Genomic DNA, 16,169 nt, shown 5'->3' on the forward strand with positions numbered 1-16,169 from the left:
TTGGGTTTCGTTCTTCTGTGCGTGTGGGCGTGGCCCCCCCCCCCCCCCCCCCCCCCCCCCCCCCCCCCCCCCCCCGCCACTGTCTGGTCGGTCACAGGGAACAGCCGTCGCATGTCAGGCAGTCTGGCACGCGGACTAGCATGGGGAACCGTGTCGTCCTCCACCCCCGCCCCCGGCATCGACGAGATAGCCGACGCGGCCCCGCTGTCCTTGTGCGCCCGTGAGCCGTTCGTCCCCGCGGACCGGCTGGTCGCCGAGATGGTGCCGCCGCCGCGCTTCGACTCGGTCCGCTTCAGCACCTACCTCCCCGACCCGAACCAGCCCAGCCAGACCGAGGCCGTAGGGGTCCTGGAGGGCTTCGCGGGCGGGCTCGGCGGAGCGCACGCGGTCGGCACCGCCAAACGGGGGTTCCTCGGCTTCGGCAGGGCAAAGGCCCCCAAGGTCCCGGCCGGCCCCCGCGGCGTCTACCTGGACGGGGGCTACGGCGTCGGCAAGACCCATCTGCTCGCCTCCCTCTGGCACGCCACCCCGGCCGAGCCCGCGCTCAAGGCGTTCGGCACCTTCGTGGAGCTGACCAACCTGGTCGGCGCCCTCGGCTTCCAGCAGACCGTGCGCACGCTCTCCGGGCACCGCCTGCTGTGCATCGACGAGTTCGAGCTGGACGACCCGGGCGACACCGTGCTGGTCTCCACCCTGCTCGGCAAGCTGGTCGACGCCGGGGTCGCGCTCGCCGCCACCTCCAACACCCTGCCCGGCAAGCTGGGCGAGGGCCGGTTCGCGGCGGCCGACTTCCTGCGCGAGATCCAGGGCCTGTCGGCGCACTTCCGCGCCCTGCGCATCGACGGCGAGGACTACCGCCACCGCGGCCTGCCCGAGGCGCCGGCGCCCTACTCCGACGAACAGGTGACCAAGACGGCGTACGCCACCCCGGGCGCCTCGCTGGACGACTTCCCGCATCTGCTGGAGCACCTCGCCAAGGTCCACCCCAGCCGTTACGGCGCGCTGACCGATGGCCTGAAGGCGGTGTGCCTGACGGACGTGGCTCCGATCCCCGACCAGTCGACGGCCCTGCGGCTCGTCGTCCTGGCCGACCGGCTCTACGACCGCGAGGTCCCGGTGCTGGCCTCCGGGCTCCCCTTCGACCAGCTGTTCAGCGAGGAGATGCTGAACGGCGGCTACCGCAAGAAGTACTTCCGGGCCATCTCCCGGCTCACCGCGCTGGCCCGTGACGCCCAGCGAGTCGTGGACGCCCACTAGACGATCCACCAGGTCCCGGTCAAGGATCGGTTCGCGCCAGAAAACCCCCCCTTTTGAGGCGCACTTCTTCTCGAAACGCCGAGTTAACCCTGCAAAGTTCTTTGCAGGGTTAACGTGTTTCTTGACCAGTCATTGACCAACCGTTGGTCTGGACTAGATCTGTCGCTGTGGCGCGAACTGCGGGAGGGGGGCGCATGTTCCGAGGTCCGACGGCCCGGACCGTGGTGTCGTTCCTCGCCGCCGTCCTGCTCGCACTCCCGTTCTTCGCACCCGCGTCCCCCTTCGCATCCGCGTACACGGCGCGTCAGGTCGAGGCCAAGACCCAGCCCGGATTCAAACCCTCCGGCAAGTCCCTGCGCAACGAGATCGTCACGGTCCGCGACTGCGGCCACGCCGGCGGCCCCGCCGACCCGCTGCGCTCGCGCGACCGTCACCGCGCCACCTTCACCGCCGCGCAGGCTCCCCAGGAGCCCGAGCGCGCACTGCTGGCACTGGATCCCGCGGCCGACCACGAGCCGGCCCGGCCCGCCGAACCCTACGAACGCTCGTCGAGATCCTCGACGGGCCGTTCCCCGGCGGCGCTCCAGGTCTTCCGCTGCTGACGGAGCGGAGCAGCACAGCAGTTCCCCCACTGTCCGGTGTTCTGCACGTCGACCACTGTCGTGACCACTGCCGCAACCACTGTCCTGTGTTCTGCACGTCCGACGCGCCCCCACAGCGCGCCAGGAGGAGTCACCACATGCAGCCCCTCATCGACAACGCCCGTACGTTCGGACAGCGCCCTGAGGAGTTCGCCAAGCTGGCCGAAGGCCAGTCTCCGCAGGTCCTGTTCATCACCTGCTCCGATTCGCGGGTCGTGCCCGCCCTGATCACGGGCGCCCGCCCCGGCCAGCTCTTCGAGCTGCGCACCGCGGGCAACATCGTGCCCCCGTACGGCTCCGACCGGCCCACCGGCGAGGCCGCCACCATCGAGTACGCCGTGGAGGTCCTCGGCGTCCAGGACGTCGTGGTGTGCGGCCACTCGCACTGCGGGGCCGTCGGCGCGCTGGTGCGCGGCGACGACCTCGACGCCGTCCCCGCCGTCCGCGACTGGCTCGCGCACGCCGCGGACGAGCCGGGCACCGCCGACCCGGACGACCCGGCGGTCGCCCTCGCCGTCCAGCAGCACGTCCTCGCCCAGCTGCTCAGGCTGCGCTCCTACCCCTGCGTGGAGAAGCGGCTGGCGGACGGCCGGCTGCGGGTGCGCGGCTGGTACTACGAGGTCCACACCGGCGCGGTGCTCGAACACCGCGTGGCCACCGACGGCTTCGAGGCCCTGTGAGCGCCCCGATGCCCGACGACACCACCACCCCCCGCCCAATATCCCGTTTCCCCCATCTGAGGCAGGACTTCGCCGCCTCGCTCGTCGTCTTCCTGGTCGCACTCCCGCTCTGTGTGGGCGTGGCCGTGGCCTCCGGCGTGCCGGCCGAGCTGGGGCTCGTCACCGGCATCGTCGGCGGCCTCGTCACCGGGCTGATGCGCGGCAGCAGCCTCCAGGTGTCCGGTCCGGCCGCCGGTCTGACCGTGCTGGTCTTCGAGGCGGTGCGGGAGTTCGGCCTGCCCGCCCTCGGAGTGATCGTCCTGGCCACGGGCGCCCTCCAGATCACGATGGGCGCCCTGCGGCTCGGCCGGTACTTCCGGGCCATCTCGGTCTCCGTGGTCGAGGGCATGCTGGCCGGGATCGGCCTGGTGCTGATCGCCGGTCAGCTGTACTCGGTGATCGGTGCCAAGGCCCCCGACTCCGGTCCGGCGAAGATCGCCGGAGCGCCCGGGGCGCTCGTGGACGCGCTCGGCGACAGCGGCGCGTCGGCGTCCCTGGCGCTCGGCGCCGGAACCATCGCCGTCCTCGTGCTGTGGAAGCGGATGCCGGCGACGGTCCGGACCGTGCCCGGCCCGCTCGCCGCGGTCGGCCTGGCCACGCTCGCCGCGCTGGTGCTGGACCTGCCGGTGGCCACCGTCGAGGTGCGGGGCCTGCTGGGCTCGGTCCAGCCGCCGCCGCTGTCCGCGTTCGGCGAGCTGGGAGACGTCGGCCTGCTCGGCACGATCGTCGCGTTCGCCCTGATCGCGTCCGCCGAGTCGCTGTTCAGCGCCGCCGCGGTGGACCGGCTGCACGACGGTCCGCGCACCCAGTACGACCGGGAGCTTCTCGCGCAGGGCGCGGGCAACACGATCTGCGGGATGCTCGGCGCGCTGCCGATGACCGCGGTCATCGTGCGCAGCGCCGCCAACGTCCAGGCGGGCGCCCGCACCAAGGCGTCCCGGGTGCTGCACGGCGTGTGGCTGCTGCTGTTCGCGGCTCTGCTGCCCGGTGTGCTGTCCTACATCCCCATCTCGGCGCTCGCGGGCATCCTGGTCCACGCCGGCGCCAAGCTCGTCCCCGTCCGCGCGATCGTGTCCCTGTGGCGCGAGCACCGCGGCGAGGCGCTGATCCTGGTCGTCACGGCCGTGTCGATCGTCGCGGTCAGCATGTTCGAGGGGGTGCTCATCGGTCTCGCGCTGGCCGTCGGGAAGACGGCCTGGGAGGCCTCGCACATCAGGCTGGAGGTCGTCGACAAGGGCGCCGGCCCCGTCCAGGCGTACCTGTCGGGCAACGCGACCTTCCTGCGGCTGCCGAAGATCCTCGACAGCCTGGAGGCCCTTCCGCAGGACCGCCCGGTCGAGCTGGACCTGTCCGGTCTGCACCACCTCGACCACGCCTGCCGTACGGCCCTGGAGACCTGGGCCGAGCGCCACAGCGCGGCCGGCACGGAGCCGGTGAAGGTCACGGCGGTCTGAGGCCTGTCCGGCGGCCCGCCGTCGGGGCCGGAGGCCGGTTTTGGCCCCGGTCCGGACGGCGGGCATATCGTTGACAGGAGCGGACGGATCGGCCCTCTGGTCGAGGAGGTCGTCATGCTCCAGGAACTGCTGGGCGTGGCCGTGGCGGCGGGTGTCGCGGGCCTCGCGTATGCCGCGGCGGCCGCACGGGTCGTCAAGCAGTACGAACGCGGCGTGGTCCTCCGGCTCGGCCGGCTGCGCGGTGACGTCCGGCCGCCGGGGTTCACCATGGTGATCCCGGCCGTGGACCGGCTGCGCAAGGTCAATATGCAGATCGTGACGATGCCGATCCCCGCCCAGGAGGGCATCAGCCGCGACAACGTGACCGTCCGGGTCGACGCGGTCGTGTACTTCCGGGTGGTGGACGCGGCGGCCGCCGTCATCAACGTCGAGGACTACCGCTTCGCCGTCTCCCAGATGGCCCAGACCTCGCTGCGCTCGATCATCGGCAAGAGCGAGCTGGACGACCTGCTGTCGAACCGGGAGAAGCTCAACGAGGGCCTGGAGCTGATGATCGACAGCCCGGCGGTGGGCTGGGGCGTGCAGATCGACCGGGTCGAGATCAAGGACGTGTCGCTGCCGGAGTCCATGAAGCGCTCCATGGCCCGCCAGGCCGAGGCCGACCGGGAGCGCCGCGCGCGGATCATCAACGCGGACGCCGAGCTCCAGGCGTCGAAGAAGCTCGCCGAGGCGGCGAAGGAGATGTCCGAGCAGCCCGCCGCGCTCCAGCTGCGGCTGCTCCAGACGGTGGTGGCGGTCGCCGCCGAGAAGAACTCCACCCTGGTGCTGCCCTTCCCGGTGGAACTCCTGCGCTTCCTGGAGAAGGCCCAGCAGCAGCCGGTACAGGGCGCACCGGCGGCTCCCCCGCCGTCACCGCCCGGCCTCCAGGAACGCCTCGCCGCTCCCACGGAACCACCGCCCGGCCCCGAACCGCCGGCCCAGCCGCACCCGCCGGCTCCCCGGCACGAGCCCCCCACCGCCTCCCCTGACCTCGACCGGTGACACGTGCGACGGGCGTGGTTCCCGGGACGTGCATGGAGTGATAGACACAGCGGGATCACAGTTCCTGTCCGCCAGCAGGAAGGTTCCCGCATGTCTTCGACACGCCGTCAGATCCTCGCCCGCACCGGCGCCCTGGGAGCGGGCATCGCCTTCACCGGCGCCCTCTCCGACCTCTTCGCGGGCACCGCCACCGCGCAGGACCTCGGCCACGGCGGCTACGGCCCCCTCGTCCCCGACCCGGACGGCCTGCTCGACCTCCCCGAGGGCTTCCGCTACCGGGTGCTCTCCCGCGAGGGCGACCCGCTGCGCTCCGGCGAGGGCCCCGTCCCTTCGAACCACGACGGCATGACGGCCCTCCCCGGCCGCCAGGGCCGCGTCCACCTGGTCCGCAACCACGAGAACCGCCCCACCGCGCAGCACCCCGTCCCCACGGTCGAGGGCCTGACCTACGACCCGGCGGGCAAGGGCGGCTGTACGGCGCTGACGCTCGACGCCCGGGGCCGGGTGCTGTCGGAGCGGGTCGCCGTCGCCGGTACGGCCGTCAACTGCGCGGGCGGGCCCACCCCGTGGCACACCTGGCTGACCTGCGAGGAGACCGAGGACAAGGCCGGCACCAACGGGTACACGAAGGACCACGGCTTCATCTTCGAGGTCGATCCGGCCGACCCGCGCCGCACCGGCGCCGTCCCGCTGGCCGCGATGGGCCGCTTCCAGCACGAGGCGATCGCCGTCGACCCGCACCTCGGCGTCGTCTACGAGACGGAGGACGCGTTCCTCGAACCGTTCGGCCTCTTCTACCGCTTCCTGCCGAAGAAGCCGCTGGGCGGGATCGGCTCGCTGCGCGCCGGCGGCCGGCTCCAGGCGATGCGTGTCCCCGGCGTACCGGACCTCTCGTCGATCCAGGAGACCGGCGCGGTGTTCGACGGCGTGGAGTGGGCCGACGTACCGGACCCGCTCGCCGCCCAAACCCCCACCCGCCTCCAGGACTACGGCCCGCGGGGCATCACGCACGCCCAGAAGCTGGAGGGCTGCTACTGGGGCGGGCGGTGCGTGTACTTCGTGTCGTCGTTCGCGCGCAGCGCGGACGGCTCGGCGGCCGACCACTACGGCCAGGTCTGGCGCTACGACCCGGCGCGCCGCCGCCTCACCCTCGTCGTCGTCTTCGGCCCGGACACCGACGTCCAGCTGCCCGGCGAGTCCCCCGACAACATCTGCCTCGCCGGGGGCGGTCTGATGGTGTGCGAGGACGGCAACGGCGCCCAGCACGTCTTCGGCGTCACCCGGCACGGCGAGGTCTATCCGATGGCCCGCGGCCGGCAGAACATCGGCACCCCCGGGGAACCGGAGTGGGGCGAGTTCGCCGGCGTCACCTTCTCCCCCGACGGCCGCACGATGTACGTCAACTGCTACACCCCCGGGACGACGTTCGCGGTGACGGGCCCCTGGCGCCGCTGACGGCGACCGCGGTGTCCCGCGCCGCGTGCCACCGCCGGGAAGCGCCCGGACCCCCGGGCGCGGCCGGGCGGGTGACACGTTCGGAGAGCCGAGACGCATATCGTCATACGTAACGCTTTTCGGCTCCTACGTTCGTACGGTGATCCTTCCTGTACGCCGTCTTGCCGCCCTCTGTGCCCTCGGTGCCGTGCTCACCGCCTGCGGCACCTCCCCGGCGGCGCACCCGGCCCGCCCGGCCCCGGCCGCCGGCTCGGCCGTGCCCTCCCGGCCGCCGACGCTCGCCCCGGGCCCCGCCGGTCTGACGCCCGTCTTCCGGCACGGGCCCCGTACGGCCGGGAAGACCGTCGCCCTCACCTTCGACGCCGACATGACCGCCGACCAGGGGCGGCGGGCGGCCCACGGGGAGCACTTCGACAACCCGGGGCTGATCGCGGCCCTGCGGGGGCTGAAGGTGCCGGCCACCGTGTTCATGACCGGCCGGTGGGCCGACGAGTACCCCGATCAGGCCCGCTCCATCGGCCGCGACCCCCTGTTCGAGGTCGCCAACCACTCCTACAGCCACTACGCCTTCACCGAGGACTGCTACGGCCTGCCGACCGTCTCCGGGGACCGGATGCGGGCGGACGTGGAGCGGGCCTACACCGCGTTCCGCCAGGCCGGGGTGGCGGACGCGATGCCGTACTTCCGTTTCCCCGGCGGCTGCTACGACCGGCGGGCGCTGCGCGCGGTGAGCGGCACGGGGGTCACCGCCGTGCAGTGGGACGTGGTGAGCGGGGACGCCTTCGCCACGGACGCGGACGCGGTCGCCCGGGACGTCCTGGACGGGGTGCGGCCGGGCTCCGTCGTCGTCATGCACTGCACCCGCAGCGCCGCGCCGACGACCGAGCGGGCGGTCCGCGCGATCGTGCCCGAACTGCGCCGCCAGGGGTACCGGTTCGTGAAGGTGTCCGAACTGATCGGGGCGGCGAGCGGGCGGCACCGGTGACCGTACGCTGGAGGGATGAGCGAGGACGCCTGCTGTCCGGTCGACGCGACGGAGCCGCCCAGGGCCGAGGGGCCGCCGTACGCCGACTGCGTGCTGTGCCGGGAGCCGACCGAGTACCCGGAGTCGTACAAGGGGATCACGCTGTGCCCCGTTTGTGAGTGGCAGGAGGCGCAGCGCACCGCCTGCTCAGGGTGACCGGCGGGAGGTGAGCGCGCAGGCCGCGGCCGTCGCGGCGGCCGTCAGCAGCGCCGCGGCCGCGAGCGGGAGGAGCGGCAGGTGGACGGTCGCCGCGTGCGAGCCGCCGACCAGGTCGCTGACCGCCGCGTGCGCCGGGGATCCCGTGACCACCAGCGCCAGGAGGGCCGCCAGCAGCAGCGCGGGCACCGCCCGGCCGGGTGAGCGCAGCACGGGCCAGGCGGTGAGCGCGCCGACGGCCGTGCCGAGCAGGGCACAAGTCAGGGCGGCGAGCAGTCCGGCCGCGGTGCCTTCGAGCACGGGGACGCGCTGCTGGTGGTCGGCGCCGACCGGGTCGCTGACGAGGGCGACGACCGCAGTGGCCGCCGTACCCAGGAGGGCCGAGGCGCCCAGGGCGACGAGGACCGAGGCCAGGTGCGCCCGCGCGGGCCCGGCCGCCGCCGCGACGACGGTCCGCGCCGCCGGGGGCTCGGCGGAGACGCAGATCCGCACCAGCCAGGCGGCGACGGGCAGCAGCGCGGCGGCCGCGTAGCCGAGCGAGTCCAGCAGCGGCTGGCCGCCCTGCACACCGACGCCCAGGAAGACGGCGTACAGCAGGAACGGCGCGAGCCAGCGCTGGGAGCGGACGAGCAGGGCTGTCCGGTAGCGCAGCAGGGCGGTCATGGGCGGCCTTCGTGGTCGGCCGGGCACACGCTCACGACGTGCCACGGCGGGCGGGCGGTCAGCAGGGCACGCAGCAGGACGTCGGAGCGGGCGGCCGGGACGGTGAGGCGGTGGGCACGGTCGGCCGTCTCCTCGGCGGAGGCGACCAGGCGCAGCGCCTCCGCCGGCAGCGGCGCCGGTCCGCGCACCTCGACCACCGTGTACGGACCGTCGGCGGTGCCCGCGGCCGGTTCGGCGGTACGGCGGTGCAGGGTGCCGTCGCGCAGCGCGTACACCGCGTCCGTCGTGGCGGCGAGGCGGCGGGGGTCGTGGTCGACGAAGACGACGGCCGTTCCCTCGGCCGTGCGCTCGGCGACCGCGCGTTCCAGTTCGGCGCGCGCGTCGGCGTCGAGGCCGGTCCAGGCCTCGTCCAGGATCAGCAACTCCGGTTCGGCGAGCAGGGCCTGGGCCACCGCCACCTTCTGGCTGCTGCCCTTGGAGAGACGGGTCATCGGGGTGCGGGCGTGGGCGCCGGCGCCGAAGCGCTCCAGCCAGTCGCCCGCCGCGCGCTCGGCCGCCGTACGGGAGAGACCGTGGACGGCGGCGAGGTGCGTGAGGTACCCGAGGGCGGTGAAGGGGAGTTCGGCGGGGAAGCGTTCGGGGACGTACGCGGTGCGGGGGCGGCCGGTGACCCTGCCCTCGGTGGGGGTGTCGACGCGGGCCAGGAGGCGCAGGAGGGTGGACTTGCCGGTGCCGTTGGGGCCTTCGACGCGGATGAGCGTGGCGGGCGCCGCGGTGAGGTCCACCCGGCGCAGGACCCACGGTCCGCGCAGGCCGTAGCGGCGGCCGACGGCCTCCAGCCGTAGCGCACTGTCCATGCCGGCCGTCCTCTCACTCGCTCCGGGTCACTCGGTCCGGGTCACTCGGTCCGGGGAACCGATCTTCCGCCTGGCAGACTGGAGGACGTGACCAGTGATCCCACCGTTCCCGGCGACAGCCCCTTCCGTTCCGAGCCCTCGTCACGCGACGAGGCCCCGCAGTTCGTCCTCCCCCTGGTGGTACGGATCGAGCGGGCCGCCCCGCCGGCGCGCACGGACGCGCTGGAGACGGCCGCGCGGGCCGTGCTGACCCTCCTCGCCGACGAGCGGGCGCTGGGCGACGGCGCGTGGGCGCAGGCCGTGCGGGACTGGCAGGACGCCCGGATCCGCAAGGTGGTGCGGCGGGCGCGCGGCGCGGAGTGGCGGCGGGCCGAGGCGCTGCCCGGCATCACGGTCACCGGCAAGGCGGCGGAGGTACGGGTCTTCCCGCCCGTCCCGCTGGACGGCTGGCCCAAGGACCTGGCCAGGCTCCAGGTCTCCGGCACCGACCTCGACGACCCGGAGCCGCCGGTGGACGCCGACCCGTCGGCGCCGGTGATCTGGCTCAATCCCGACCTCGGCATGTCCGCCGGCAAGGCGATGGCCCAGGCCGGGCACGGCGCGCAGCTCGCCTGGTGGGAGCTGTCGGAGCAGGAGCGGACCGCCTGGCGCGAGGCGGGATTCCCGCTGGCGGTACGGACCGCGGCGGCCGGGCGGTGGGACGAGCTGACGGCGAGCGGGCTGCCGGTGGTCAGGGACGCGGGATTCACCGAGATCGCGCCCGGCAGCTGCACGGTGGTCGCGGACCACCCTGCGCTGCGCTGAGCGACCGACCCTGCGCCGAGCGACCGACCTTGCGGCGAGCGACCGACCCTGCGGCGAGCGACCGACCTTGCGGCGAGCGGCCGGCGCCCAACCTCAAATGTTCCTCTGAAGGTGCGGCGGGGGCGGTTCGGGGGAACCCGGCGGGGTCATACCCCCGTCACCACCGAGGGGGCACGGCACGAAGGAGGCGGGGGCCATGACACGACTGGGAACGGGCATCGGCTGGCGGCCGGAGATCGCGGACGCCGTGGAGCGGATGCCGGGCATCGACTGGGTCGAGGTCGTGGCGGAGAACACCTGCCCCGGACACCTCCCCGAATCCCTGCTGCGGCTGCTCGACCGCGGCGTCACCGTCGTCCCGCACGGCGTCTCGCTGGGACTCGGCGGCGCCGACCGGCCCGACGAGGGGCGGCTCACCGCCCTCGCCGAGCGGGCCGAGGCCCTGGGCTCGCCGCTGGTCACCGAGCACATCGCGTTCGTCCGCGCGGGCGGCCCGCTGACCGCGACGGCGCGGCTGGAGGCCGGGCACCTGCTGCCGGTACCGCGTACTCGCGACGCCCTCGACGTGCTCTGCGAGAACGTGCGCATCGCGCAGGACGCGCTGCCCGTGCCGCTCGCCGTCGAGAACATCGCCGCGCTCATCGCCTGGCCGGGCGAGGAGATGACGGAGGGGCAGTTCCTGTACGAGCTGGCGGACCGGACGGGCGTCCGGCTGCTGATCGACGTGGCGAACCTGCACACCAACCACGTCAACCGCGGCGAGGACCCCGCCAAGGCGCTCGCCGAACTGCCCCTGGAGGCCATCGCGTACGTCCATGTCGCGGGCGGCTTCGAACGGGACGGCGTCTGGCACGACAGCCACGCCCATCCCGTGCCGCGCCCGGTCCTCGACATCCTGGCCGATCTCGCCTCCCGGGTGTCCCCGCCGGGCGTGCTCCTGGAGCGCGACGAGAACTTCCCGGAACCGGGCGAGCTGGAGCGGGAGTTGGGGACCATCAGGGAAGCGGTCGAGGCGGGCGAGGCGGGCGAGGCGATCCGCGGCACGGCGCCGGAGCCGCCGCGCGGGCGCGAGGAGCGCGACCCGGCCCCGGTGCCGGCCGCCGGCGACGCCACCCGCCAGCGCCTCGGCCTCGCCCAGGCGGCACTGCTGTCCGCCCTGGTCGCGGGGACCCCGGCGCCGGAGGGCTTCGACCGGGTCCGGCTGGGCGTCCAGGCGCGGGCCCTGGCGGCGAAGCGGGCGGACGTCGTGGCGAAGGTGGCCCCGGAACTGCCGGAGATCCTGGGCTCCGCCTACCGCCCGTCGTTCCTGGCCTACGCCCAGGGTCATCCGATGCGCGCCGGCTACCGCCAGGACGCCCTGGACTTCGCGGAGCACGTGCTGCTCGCCGGGCGGGCGGCCGAGGGCCGGGCCGCACGGGACCTCCGCCGCTGGTGGCTGGACCGTTCGGGCTCCGCTCCGCGGTCCGGTTCCCGGCTGGCCCGGGTGGGGCGGACGCTGATCGGGCGGTAGGCCACCGGGCACCGCGCGCGTTCGGGCACCGCCCTCGTGCCGCGTCCCCGCTGTCGAGGAGGCGGGTGAGCCGTACGTCCGCGCCCGGAAAGTCGGGATACGTCGCGCCACCGCCGGATTTCGGTCGTCGCTCGTCGCTCACGGTTCATCACGTGCGGGACGGCGTCCACCCGTACGGCGGTTGACGGAAGCGGCACAGTAAAATAAGGACTCCCGCACCCGTTGTACCCGCGCGTGCGGTGCCATGCGCAGGAGGCACCATGCGATCCCGACCCCGCCCCCCGATCAGGGGCAGAGGCATCTTCAGCGGCACCGGGATCATCATCGTGTGCCTGACCGCCACCCTCGCGGCCCTGGCCTTCCCGATCTGGTCCTACGAGGACCGGTCGGGCACCGGCGTCGACGTGCTGAACGCGCAGAGCGTGGCCACCCAGTACGGACCGCTGTCCGCGCTCGACCGGGACTTCGTCACCAAGGTCCGGCTGGCCGGGCTGTGGGAGCTGCCGGCCGGCCGGCAGGCCCAGCAGAAGGGCACCACGGAGGCCGTACGGACGGCGGGCCGGCACCTCGTCGAGGGGCACGTCTTCCTGGACGAGCGGGTGCGCGACGTGGCGGCGAAGCTGGGGCTCGCGCTGCCGAACGAGCCCAACGACCAGCAGCGGGGCTGGCTGGCGGAGCTGAACGCGGCGCAGGGCACGGAGTACGACTGGAAGTTCGCCAACATCCTGCGGCTGGCCCACGGCCGGGTGTTCTCCGTCGTCGCGCAGGTTCGGGCCGGCACCCGCAACTCGCTGGTGCGTTCCCTCGCCGACGACGCCAACACCACCGTGCTGGACCACATCCAGATCCTGGAGGCCACCGGGAACGTCGACTTCGACGCCCTGGCCCGGGAGTTGGCGATGGGCAGCACCCCGCCGATCACCCGCTCCCCCGCCCCGCCAGGTCCGACCACCGATCCCGGTCCGGTCGTGCCGCTGTCCCCGTCGCCGGCCCCGAGCTACACGTTGCCACCCGCCGCGACGAGTCCGCCGTCCGCCTCCTGAACCGACGGAACGCCCCGCACCGGACCACAACGCAATGCACCGGAACGTCACATACCCACAACGCTCGGTCCGGATGGTGAACAAAGCATGGCGCTTCCCGGGGTGTTGGCATAGAAACAGGGCATGTTCTGGGTCCTTCTCCTGGTGTTGGCATGGGGCGTCGCCGGCGCGGCGTGCACCCGGCTGTGTCTGGCCGCCGTCCGCGCGGCGGCCGTCGACCCGGACGCGGGCCAGGCGCACGACCTGACGCTCTACGAGGCCGCGTTCCTCTCCGGCGGACCCGGCAGGGTCGCCGAGCTGACCCTGGTCTCCATGGCCCGGCAGCGGCGGCTGCTGCTCGCCCACACCGGGTGGGCGACCGTCGTGGACCCGCGCGGGCGGGACGAGATGGAGCGGTCGGTCATCGGGGCCATCGGGCCGGAGGGCCAGTCCCGGATAGCGCCGGTGCGGGCCGCCGCGGCGGCCGCGGACGCGGTGCGCGGCATCGCCGACCGGCTGGTCAGCGCGGGCCTCGCGGTGCCCGACGGGGCCCGTACGACGGTCTCCGCCGGCCTGCGGCAGGTGCGCGGCGCCGCCCTGTTCGTCCTCGCGGTGGGGGCGGTGGCGCTGCTGATGCCGGTCCCCTCGGACATGCCGCGCGGGCTCGTCGCCCTGTGGTTCGCGCTGCCGCTCGCGCTCACCCTGAGCTGCCTGGCGATCGCGCGGGTCGAGGTGCCCCCGTACGCGCGCTGGGCCTCCCCGGCCGGCCGGCGGCTGCTGGGCGCGCTGGCCCACCGGGCCGAGGGCGGGGGCGGTGAGGGGGACGCGGGCGGCGCGGCCGACGAGCGGACGTATCTGACCTCCGTCGCCGTCCTCGGGATACGGGCGGTCGGCGAGCCCGACCTGCGGGCTGCCTTCGGCCATCGCGAGCTGTTCGAGCGGGGCTGAGGGGCGGCCGACGCACGGTCAGGCGAGCGACGGCTCGGACGGTTCGGCCGCCCGGACGCCCCGGCCGCCCTGACGTTCGCGCCCCTGATGTTCAGCCGCCCGGAGGTTCGGGCGAATCCGACGCACCGTCGGGCGCGCGCCGGACCGCCCAGGGGGGCGCACAGGGAGCATTGGAGCCGACACCCGGGGACGGTGCTTGCCTTCCCCCACAGCCGAACGAAACATCCCTTTTGTCGCCGCCGCGCACCGAAGGGACTCGCCATGAGAGCTGCCGCCCTCTACTCGGCCACCGGAGCCTTGCTCCTGGCCACCCTCTCCGCCGCCCCCGCGGGCGGTGTCCCGGACACCGCCGGTGCCTCCGCGGGCGTCGCGCTCGCCGCCGCGCGGGCCGCCGAGCAGGGGGTGGCCTTCACAGCCTGTCCGGACGCGCGGGACCTGCCGGCCGGGATGCGGTGCGGCACGGTCTCCGTCCCGCTCGACTACGCGCGGCCGAACGGCCGGCAGATCAAGCTGGCGGTCAGCCGGGTGCGGGCCACCCACCGCGACCCGAACAACAGCAAGCACCGGGTGCCCCGGCAGGGTGCGCTGGTGTTCAACCCCGGCGGCCCGGGCGGCTCCGGCCTGCACTTCCCCATGATCGGGCTGCTTCCGGAGTGGAAGCGGATCGGCGCCGCCTACGACCTCGTCGGCTACGACCCGCGCGGCGTCGGCCGCTCGGCGCCGCTGTCCTGCCAGGACCCGAAGCACTTCTTCAAGGGACCCTCGCCCGCTCCGACCCACCCGTCCGAGTCGTACAAGCGGGAGCGCATCGCCGAGGCGAAGGCGTACGCGCGCGGCTGCGCGAAGCGGGCGGGCGGCGCGCTGCCGCACTACAACTCGCTGAACAACGCCCGCGACCTGGACGTGCTGCGGGCCGCGCTCGGCGAGGAGAAGCTGACGTTCATGGGGGCGTCGTACGGCACCTACTTCGGGGCGGTGTACGCGACGCTGTTCCCCTCGCACGTACGGCGGATGGTGTTCGACGCGGCGGTGAACCCGGCCCCGGAGAAGATCTGGTACCGCAACAACCTCGACCAGTCGATGGCGTTCGAGAGCCGCTGGACCGACTTCCGGGAGTGGATCGCCAAGCACGACAAGGTGTACGGCCTGGGCCGGACGGCGGACGCCGTGCTGCGCAGCTACGAGCGGGCGCGGGCCCGGCTGGCCGCGGAGCCGGCCGGCGGGACGGTGGGCCCCGGGCAACTCCAGGGCGCGTTCCTCCAGGCCGGCTACTACGACGACTTCTGGCCGCACCGCGCGCGGGCGCTGTCGGAGTACCTGAAGGGCGAGCCCGAGGAGCTGATCGCACAGGCCGGGCCGATCACCGAGGCCGCGGCCGAGGCGGAGAACTCCTCGGCGGTGTACACGGCGGTGGAGTGCAACGACGCGTCCTGGCCGACGGACTTCAGGACGTGGGACCGGGACAACACGCGGCTCGCGCGGGTCGCGCCGTTCGAGACGTGGGACAACGTGTGGGCGAACCTGCCGTGCGCCTACTGGCCGGCGGCCCGGCAGAAGCCGCTGGACGTGCGGACCGGGCCGGGTGAACTGCCGGCGACGCTGATCCTGGCCGCCGAGCGGGACGCGGCCGCCCCCTACGACGGGGCGCTGGAGATGCACCGGCGACTGACGGGCTCGGTGCTGGTGACCGAGCGGGACTCGGGTACGCACGGCATCGCGGGCGGACCGAACCGGTGCGTCAACGGCCACCTCGACGCGTATCTGCTGGAAGGACGGCTGCCCGTGCGGCGCGCGGCCTGCGCACCGCACCAGGAGCCGAAGCCGGCGGACGTCTCCGAGGAGTCCGGAAAGACCCAGGTCAGGGCCGTCCGCCCGGCGCAGTGATCAGGCGAGGCCCGCGACCAGCTCCGCGACGTCCTTGCGGCGGCCCGTGTAGAACGGGACTTCCTCGCGGACGTGCATCCGGGCCTCGGAGGCACGCAGATGGCGCATGAGGTCGACGATGCGGTACAGCTCGTCGGCCTCGAACGCCAGGATCCACTCGTAGTCGCCCAGCGAGAACGAGGCGACCGTGTTGGCGCGGACGTCCGGGTAGCCGCGGGCCATCTTGCCGTGGTCGGCGAGCATGCGGCGACGGTCCTCGTCGGGCAGCAGGTACCAGTCGTAGGAGCGCACGAAGGGGTAGACGCTCACGTAGTCGCGGGGCGTCTCGTCGGCGAGGAACGCCGGGATGTGCGAGCGGTTGAACTCGGCGGGGCGGTGCAGCGCCATGTTCGACCAGACCGGCTCCAGGGCGCGGCCCAGCTTCGTCCGCCGGAAGAGGTTGTACGCCTCCTGGAGCTGGTCGGCGGTCTCGGCGTGCCACCAGATCATGACGTCGGCGTCGGCGCGCAGGCCGGACACGTCGTACGTGCCGCGGATCGTCACGTCCTTGGCGGCGAGCTGGTCGAACAGCTCCTGAACCTCGTCGGCGTAGCCCGCGCGGTCCTCGGGCAGCACGTCCTTCAGCTTGAAGACGGACCACAGTGTGTAGCGGATGACCTCGTTGAGGTCCTTGGCCAGCTTGCCCTTGTTCGGGATCCTGCCGGCCTCGGTGGTGGGGGCGTCGTCACTCATGG

General features: G+C 73.8%; 16 protein-coding genes. 13 read left to right on the forward strand and 3 right to left on the reverse strand.

Features of this window, described 5'->3' with window-relative positions; all coding sequences use genetic code 11:
* Nucleotides 1-150 precede the first annotated feature (150 nt).
* From zapE to ACZ6D7_RS34060, 8 genes are all read left to right on the forward strand, one after another.
* Nucleotides 151-1,257 (forward strand): cell division protein ZapE, encoded by a 1,107-nt coding sequence (zapE, locus tag ACZ6D7_RS34025; RefSeq protein ID WP_469499445.1) that lies wholly within the window; start codon nt 151-153, stop codon nt 1,255-1,257.
* A gap of 194 nt (nt 1,258-1,451) precedes the next feature.
* A complete protein-coding gene (locus ACZ6D7_RS34030; RefSeq protein ID WP_469499447.1) occupies nt 1,452-1,859 on the forward strand; it encodes a hypothetical protein in 408 nt (135 codons plus the stop codon).
* 137 nt (nt 1,860-1,996) lie between these two features.
* Nucleotides 1,997-2,578, forward strand: coding sequence for a carbonic anhydrase (locus tag ACZ6D7_RS34035; RefSeq protein ID WP_469499449.1), 582 nt, complete (start codon nt 1,997-1,999; stop codon nt 2,576-2,578).
* 8 nt (nt 2,579-2,586) lie between these two features.
* Nucleotides 2,587-4,071, forward strand: a complete 1,485-nt coding sequence (locus ACZ6D7_RS34040) for a SulP family inorganic anion transporter (protein WP_469499453.1) — start codon at nt 2,587-2,589, stop codon at nt 4,069-4,071.
* A gap of 114 nt (nt 4,072-4,185) precedes the next feature.
* Complete coding sequence (locus ACZ6D7_RS34045; protein WP_469499456.1) at nt 4,186-5,112, forward strand: slipin family protein; 927 nt, start codon at nt 4,186-4,188, stop codon at nt 5,110-5,112.
* 90 nt (nt 5,113-5,202) lie between these two features.
* A complete protein-coding gene (locus ACZ6D7_RS34050; protein ID WP_469499457.1) occupies nt 5,203-6,567 on the forward strand; it encodes an alkaline phosphatase PhoX in 1,365 nt (454 codons plus the stop codon).
* Between the two features lie 139 nt (nt 6,568-6,706).
* On the forward strand, nt 6,707-7,552 hold the full coding sequence (locus tag ACZ6D7_RS34055) for a polysaccharide deacetylase family protein (RefSeq protein ID WP_469499459.1): 846 nt from the start codon (nt 6,707-6,709) through the stop codon (nt 7,550-7,552).
* A 15-nt stretch (nt 7,553-7,567) separates the two neighbouring features.
* Nucleotides 7,568-7,747, forward strand: a complete 180-nt coding sequence (locus tag ACZ6D7_RS34060; RefSeq protein ID WP_469499461.1) for a hypothetical protein — start codon at nt 7,568-7,570, stop codon at nt 7,745-7,747.
* Here ACZ6D7_RS34060 and ACZ6D7_RS34065 read toward each other — a convergent pair.
* Together ACZ6D7_RS34065 and ACZ6D7_RS34070 are read right to left on the reverse strand one after the other, a co-directional pair.
* Nucleotides 7,739-8,410, reverse strand: a complete 672-nt coding sequence (locus ACZ6D7_RS34065; protein WP_469499462.1) for an ABC transporter — start codon at nt 8,408-8,410, stop codon at nt 7,739-7,741. The genes ACZ6D7_RS34060 and ACZ6D7_RS34065 overlap by 9 nt on opposite strands.
* Nucleotides 8,407-9,267, reverse strand: a complete 861-nt coding sequence (locus ACZ6D7_RS34070) for an ATP-binding cassette domain-containing protein (RefSeq protein WP_469499465.1) — start codon at nt 9,265-9,267, stop codon at nt 8,407-8,409. Before ACZ6D7_RS34070 ends, ACZ6D7_RS34065 begins: the two co-directional genes overlap by 4 nt.
* Before the next feature lie 87 nt (nt 9,268-9,354).
* Here ACZ6D7_RS34070 and ACZ6D7_RS34075 point away from each other — a divergent pair, with 87 nt between their 5' ends.
* The 5 genes from ACZ6D7_RS34075 to ACZ6D7_RS34095 all read left to right on the forward strand — a co-directional run bounded on the left by ACZ6D7_RS34075 (nt 9,355) and on the right by ACZ6D7_RS34095 (nt 15,435).
* Complete coding sequence (locus ACZ6D7_RS34075; protein WP_469499468.1) at nt 9,355-10,071, forward strand: aminoacyl-tRNA hydrolase; 717 nt, start codon at nt 9,355-9,357, stop codon at nt 10,069-10,071.
* A 196-nt stretch (nt 10,072-10,267) separates the two neighbouring features.
* Nucleotides 10,268-11,581 carry an MbnB/TglH/ChrH family RiPP precursor modification enzyme gene (locus ACZ6D7_RS34080; RefSeq protein ID WP_469499470.1) on the forward strand — a complete coding sequence of 438 codons (1,314 nt, stop codon included), beginning with the start codon at nt 10,268-10,270 and terminating at the stop codon, nt 11,579-11,581.
* A gap of 260 nt (nt 11,582-11,841) precedes the next feature.
* Nucleotides 11,842-12,624, forward strand: a complete 783-nt coding sequence (locus ACZ6D7_RS34085; protein ID WP_469499473.1) for a DUF4142 domain-containing protein — start codon at nt 11,842-11,844, stop codon at nt 12,622-12,624.
* A gap of 123 nt (nt 12,625-12,747) precedes the next feature.
* Nucleotides 12,748-13,551, forward strand: coding sequence for a TIGR04222 domain-containing membrane protein (locus tag ACZ6D7_RS34090; protein WP_469499476.1), 804 nt, complete (start codon nt 12,748-12,750; stop codon nt 13,549-13,551).
* 261 nt (nt 13,552-13,812) lie between these two features.
* Nucleotides 13,813-15,435 carry an alpha/beta hydrolase gene (locus ACZ6D7_RS34095; protein ID WP_469499480.1) on the forward strand — a complete coding sequence of 541 codons (1,623 nt, stop codon included), beginning with the start codon at nt 13,813-13,815 and terminating at the stop codon, nt 15,433-15,435.
* Here the strand turns inward: ACZ6D7_RS34095 and hemQ are convergent, their stop codons facing one another.
* Nucleotides 15,436-16,167, reverse strand: coding sequence for a hydrogen peroxide-dependent heme synthase (gene hemQ / locus ACZ6D7_RS34100; RefSeq protein WP_469499483.1), 732 nt, complete (start codon nt 16,165-16,167; stop codon nt 15,436-15,438).
* Between the last annotated feature and the right edge of the window lie 2 nt (nt 16,168-16,169).

This window comes from Streptomyces sp. NPDC041784, assembly GCF_055591025.1.

Bases quoted from the DNA above. Each gene is read 5' to 3' on its own strand.
- hemQ (WP_469499483.1), bottom strand. From the start codon at position 16,167: ATGAGTGACGACGCCCCCACCACCGAGGCCGGCAGGATCCCGAACAAG.
- ACZ6D7_RS34045 (WP_469499456.1), top strand. From the start codon at position 4,186: ATGCTCCAGGAACTGCTGGGCGTGGCCGTGGCGGCGGGTGTCGCGGGC.
- ACZ6D7_RS34070 (WP_469499465.1), bottom strand. From the start codon at position 9,267: ATGGACAGTGCGCTACGGCTGGAGGCCGTCGGCCGCCGCTACGGCCTG.
- ACZ6D7_RS34035 (WP_469499449.1), top strand. From the start codon at position 1,997: ATGCAGCCCCTCATCGACAACGCCCGTACGTTCGGACAGCGCCCTGAG.
- ACZ6D7_RS34065 (WP_469499462.1), bottom strand. From the start codon at position 8,410: ATGACCGCCCTGCTGCGCTACCGGACAGCCCTGCTCGTCCGCTCCCAG.
- ACZ6D7_RS34090 (WP_469499476.1), top strand. From the start codon at position 12,748: ATGTTCTGGGTCCTTCTCCTGGTGTTGGCATGGGGCGTCGCCGGCGCG.
- ACZ6D7_RS34050 (WP_469499457.1), top strand. From the start codon at position 5,203: ATGTCTTCGACACGCCGTCAGATCCTCGCCCGCACCGGCGCCCTGGGA.
- ACZ6D7_RS34030 (WP_469499447.1), top strand. From the start codon at position 1,452: ATGTTCCGAGGTCCGACGGCCCGGACCGTGGTGTCGTTCCTCGCCGCC.
- ACZ6D7_RS34040 (WP_469499453.1), top strand. From the start codon at position 2,587: ATGCCCGACGACACCACCACCCCCCGCCCAATATCCCGTTTCCCCCAT.
- ACZ6D7_RS34060 (WP_469499461.1), top strand. From the start codon at position 7,568: ATGAGCGAGGACGCCTGCTGTCCGGTCGACGCGACGGAGCCGCCCAGG.
- ACZ6D7_RS34080 (WP_469499470.1), top strand. From the start codon at position 10,268: ATGACACGACTGGGAACGGGCATCGGCTGGCGGCCGGAGATCGCGGAC.
- ACZ6D7_RS34095 (WP_469499480.1), top strand. From the start codon at position 13,813: ATGAGAGCTGCCGCCCTCTACTCGGCCACCGGAGCCTTGCTCCTGGCC.
- ACZ6D7_RS34085 (WP_469499473.1), top strand. From the start codon at position 11,842: ATGCGATCCCGACCCCGCCCCCCGATCAGGGGCAGAGGCATCTTCAGC.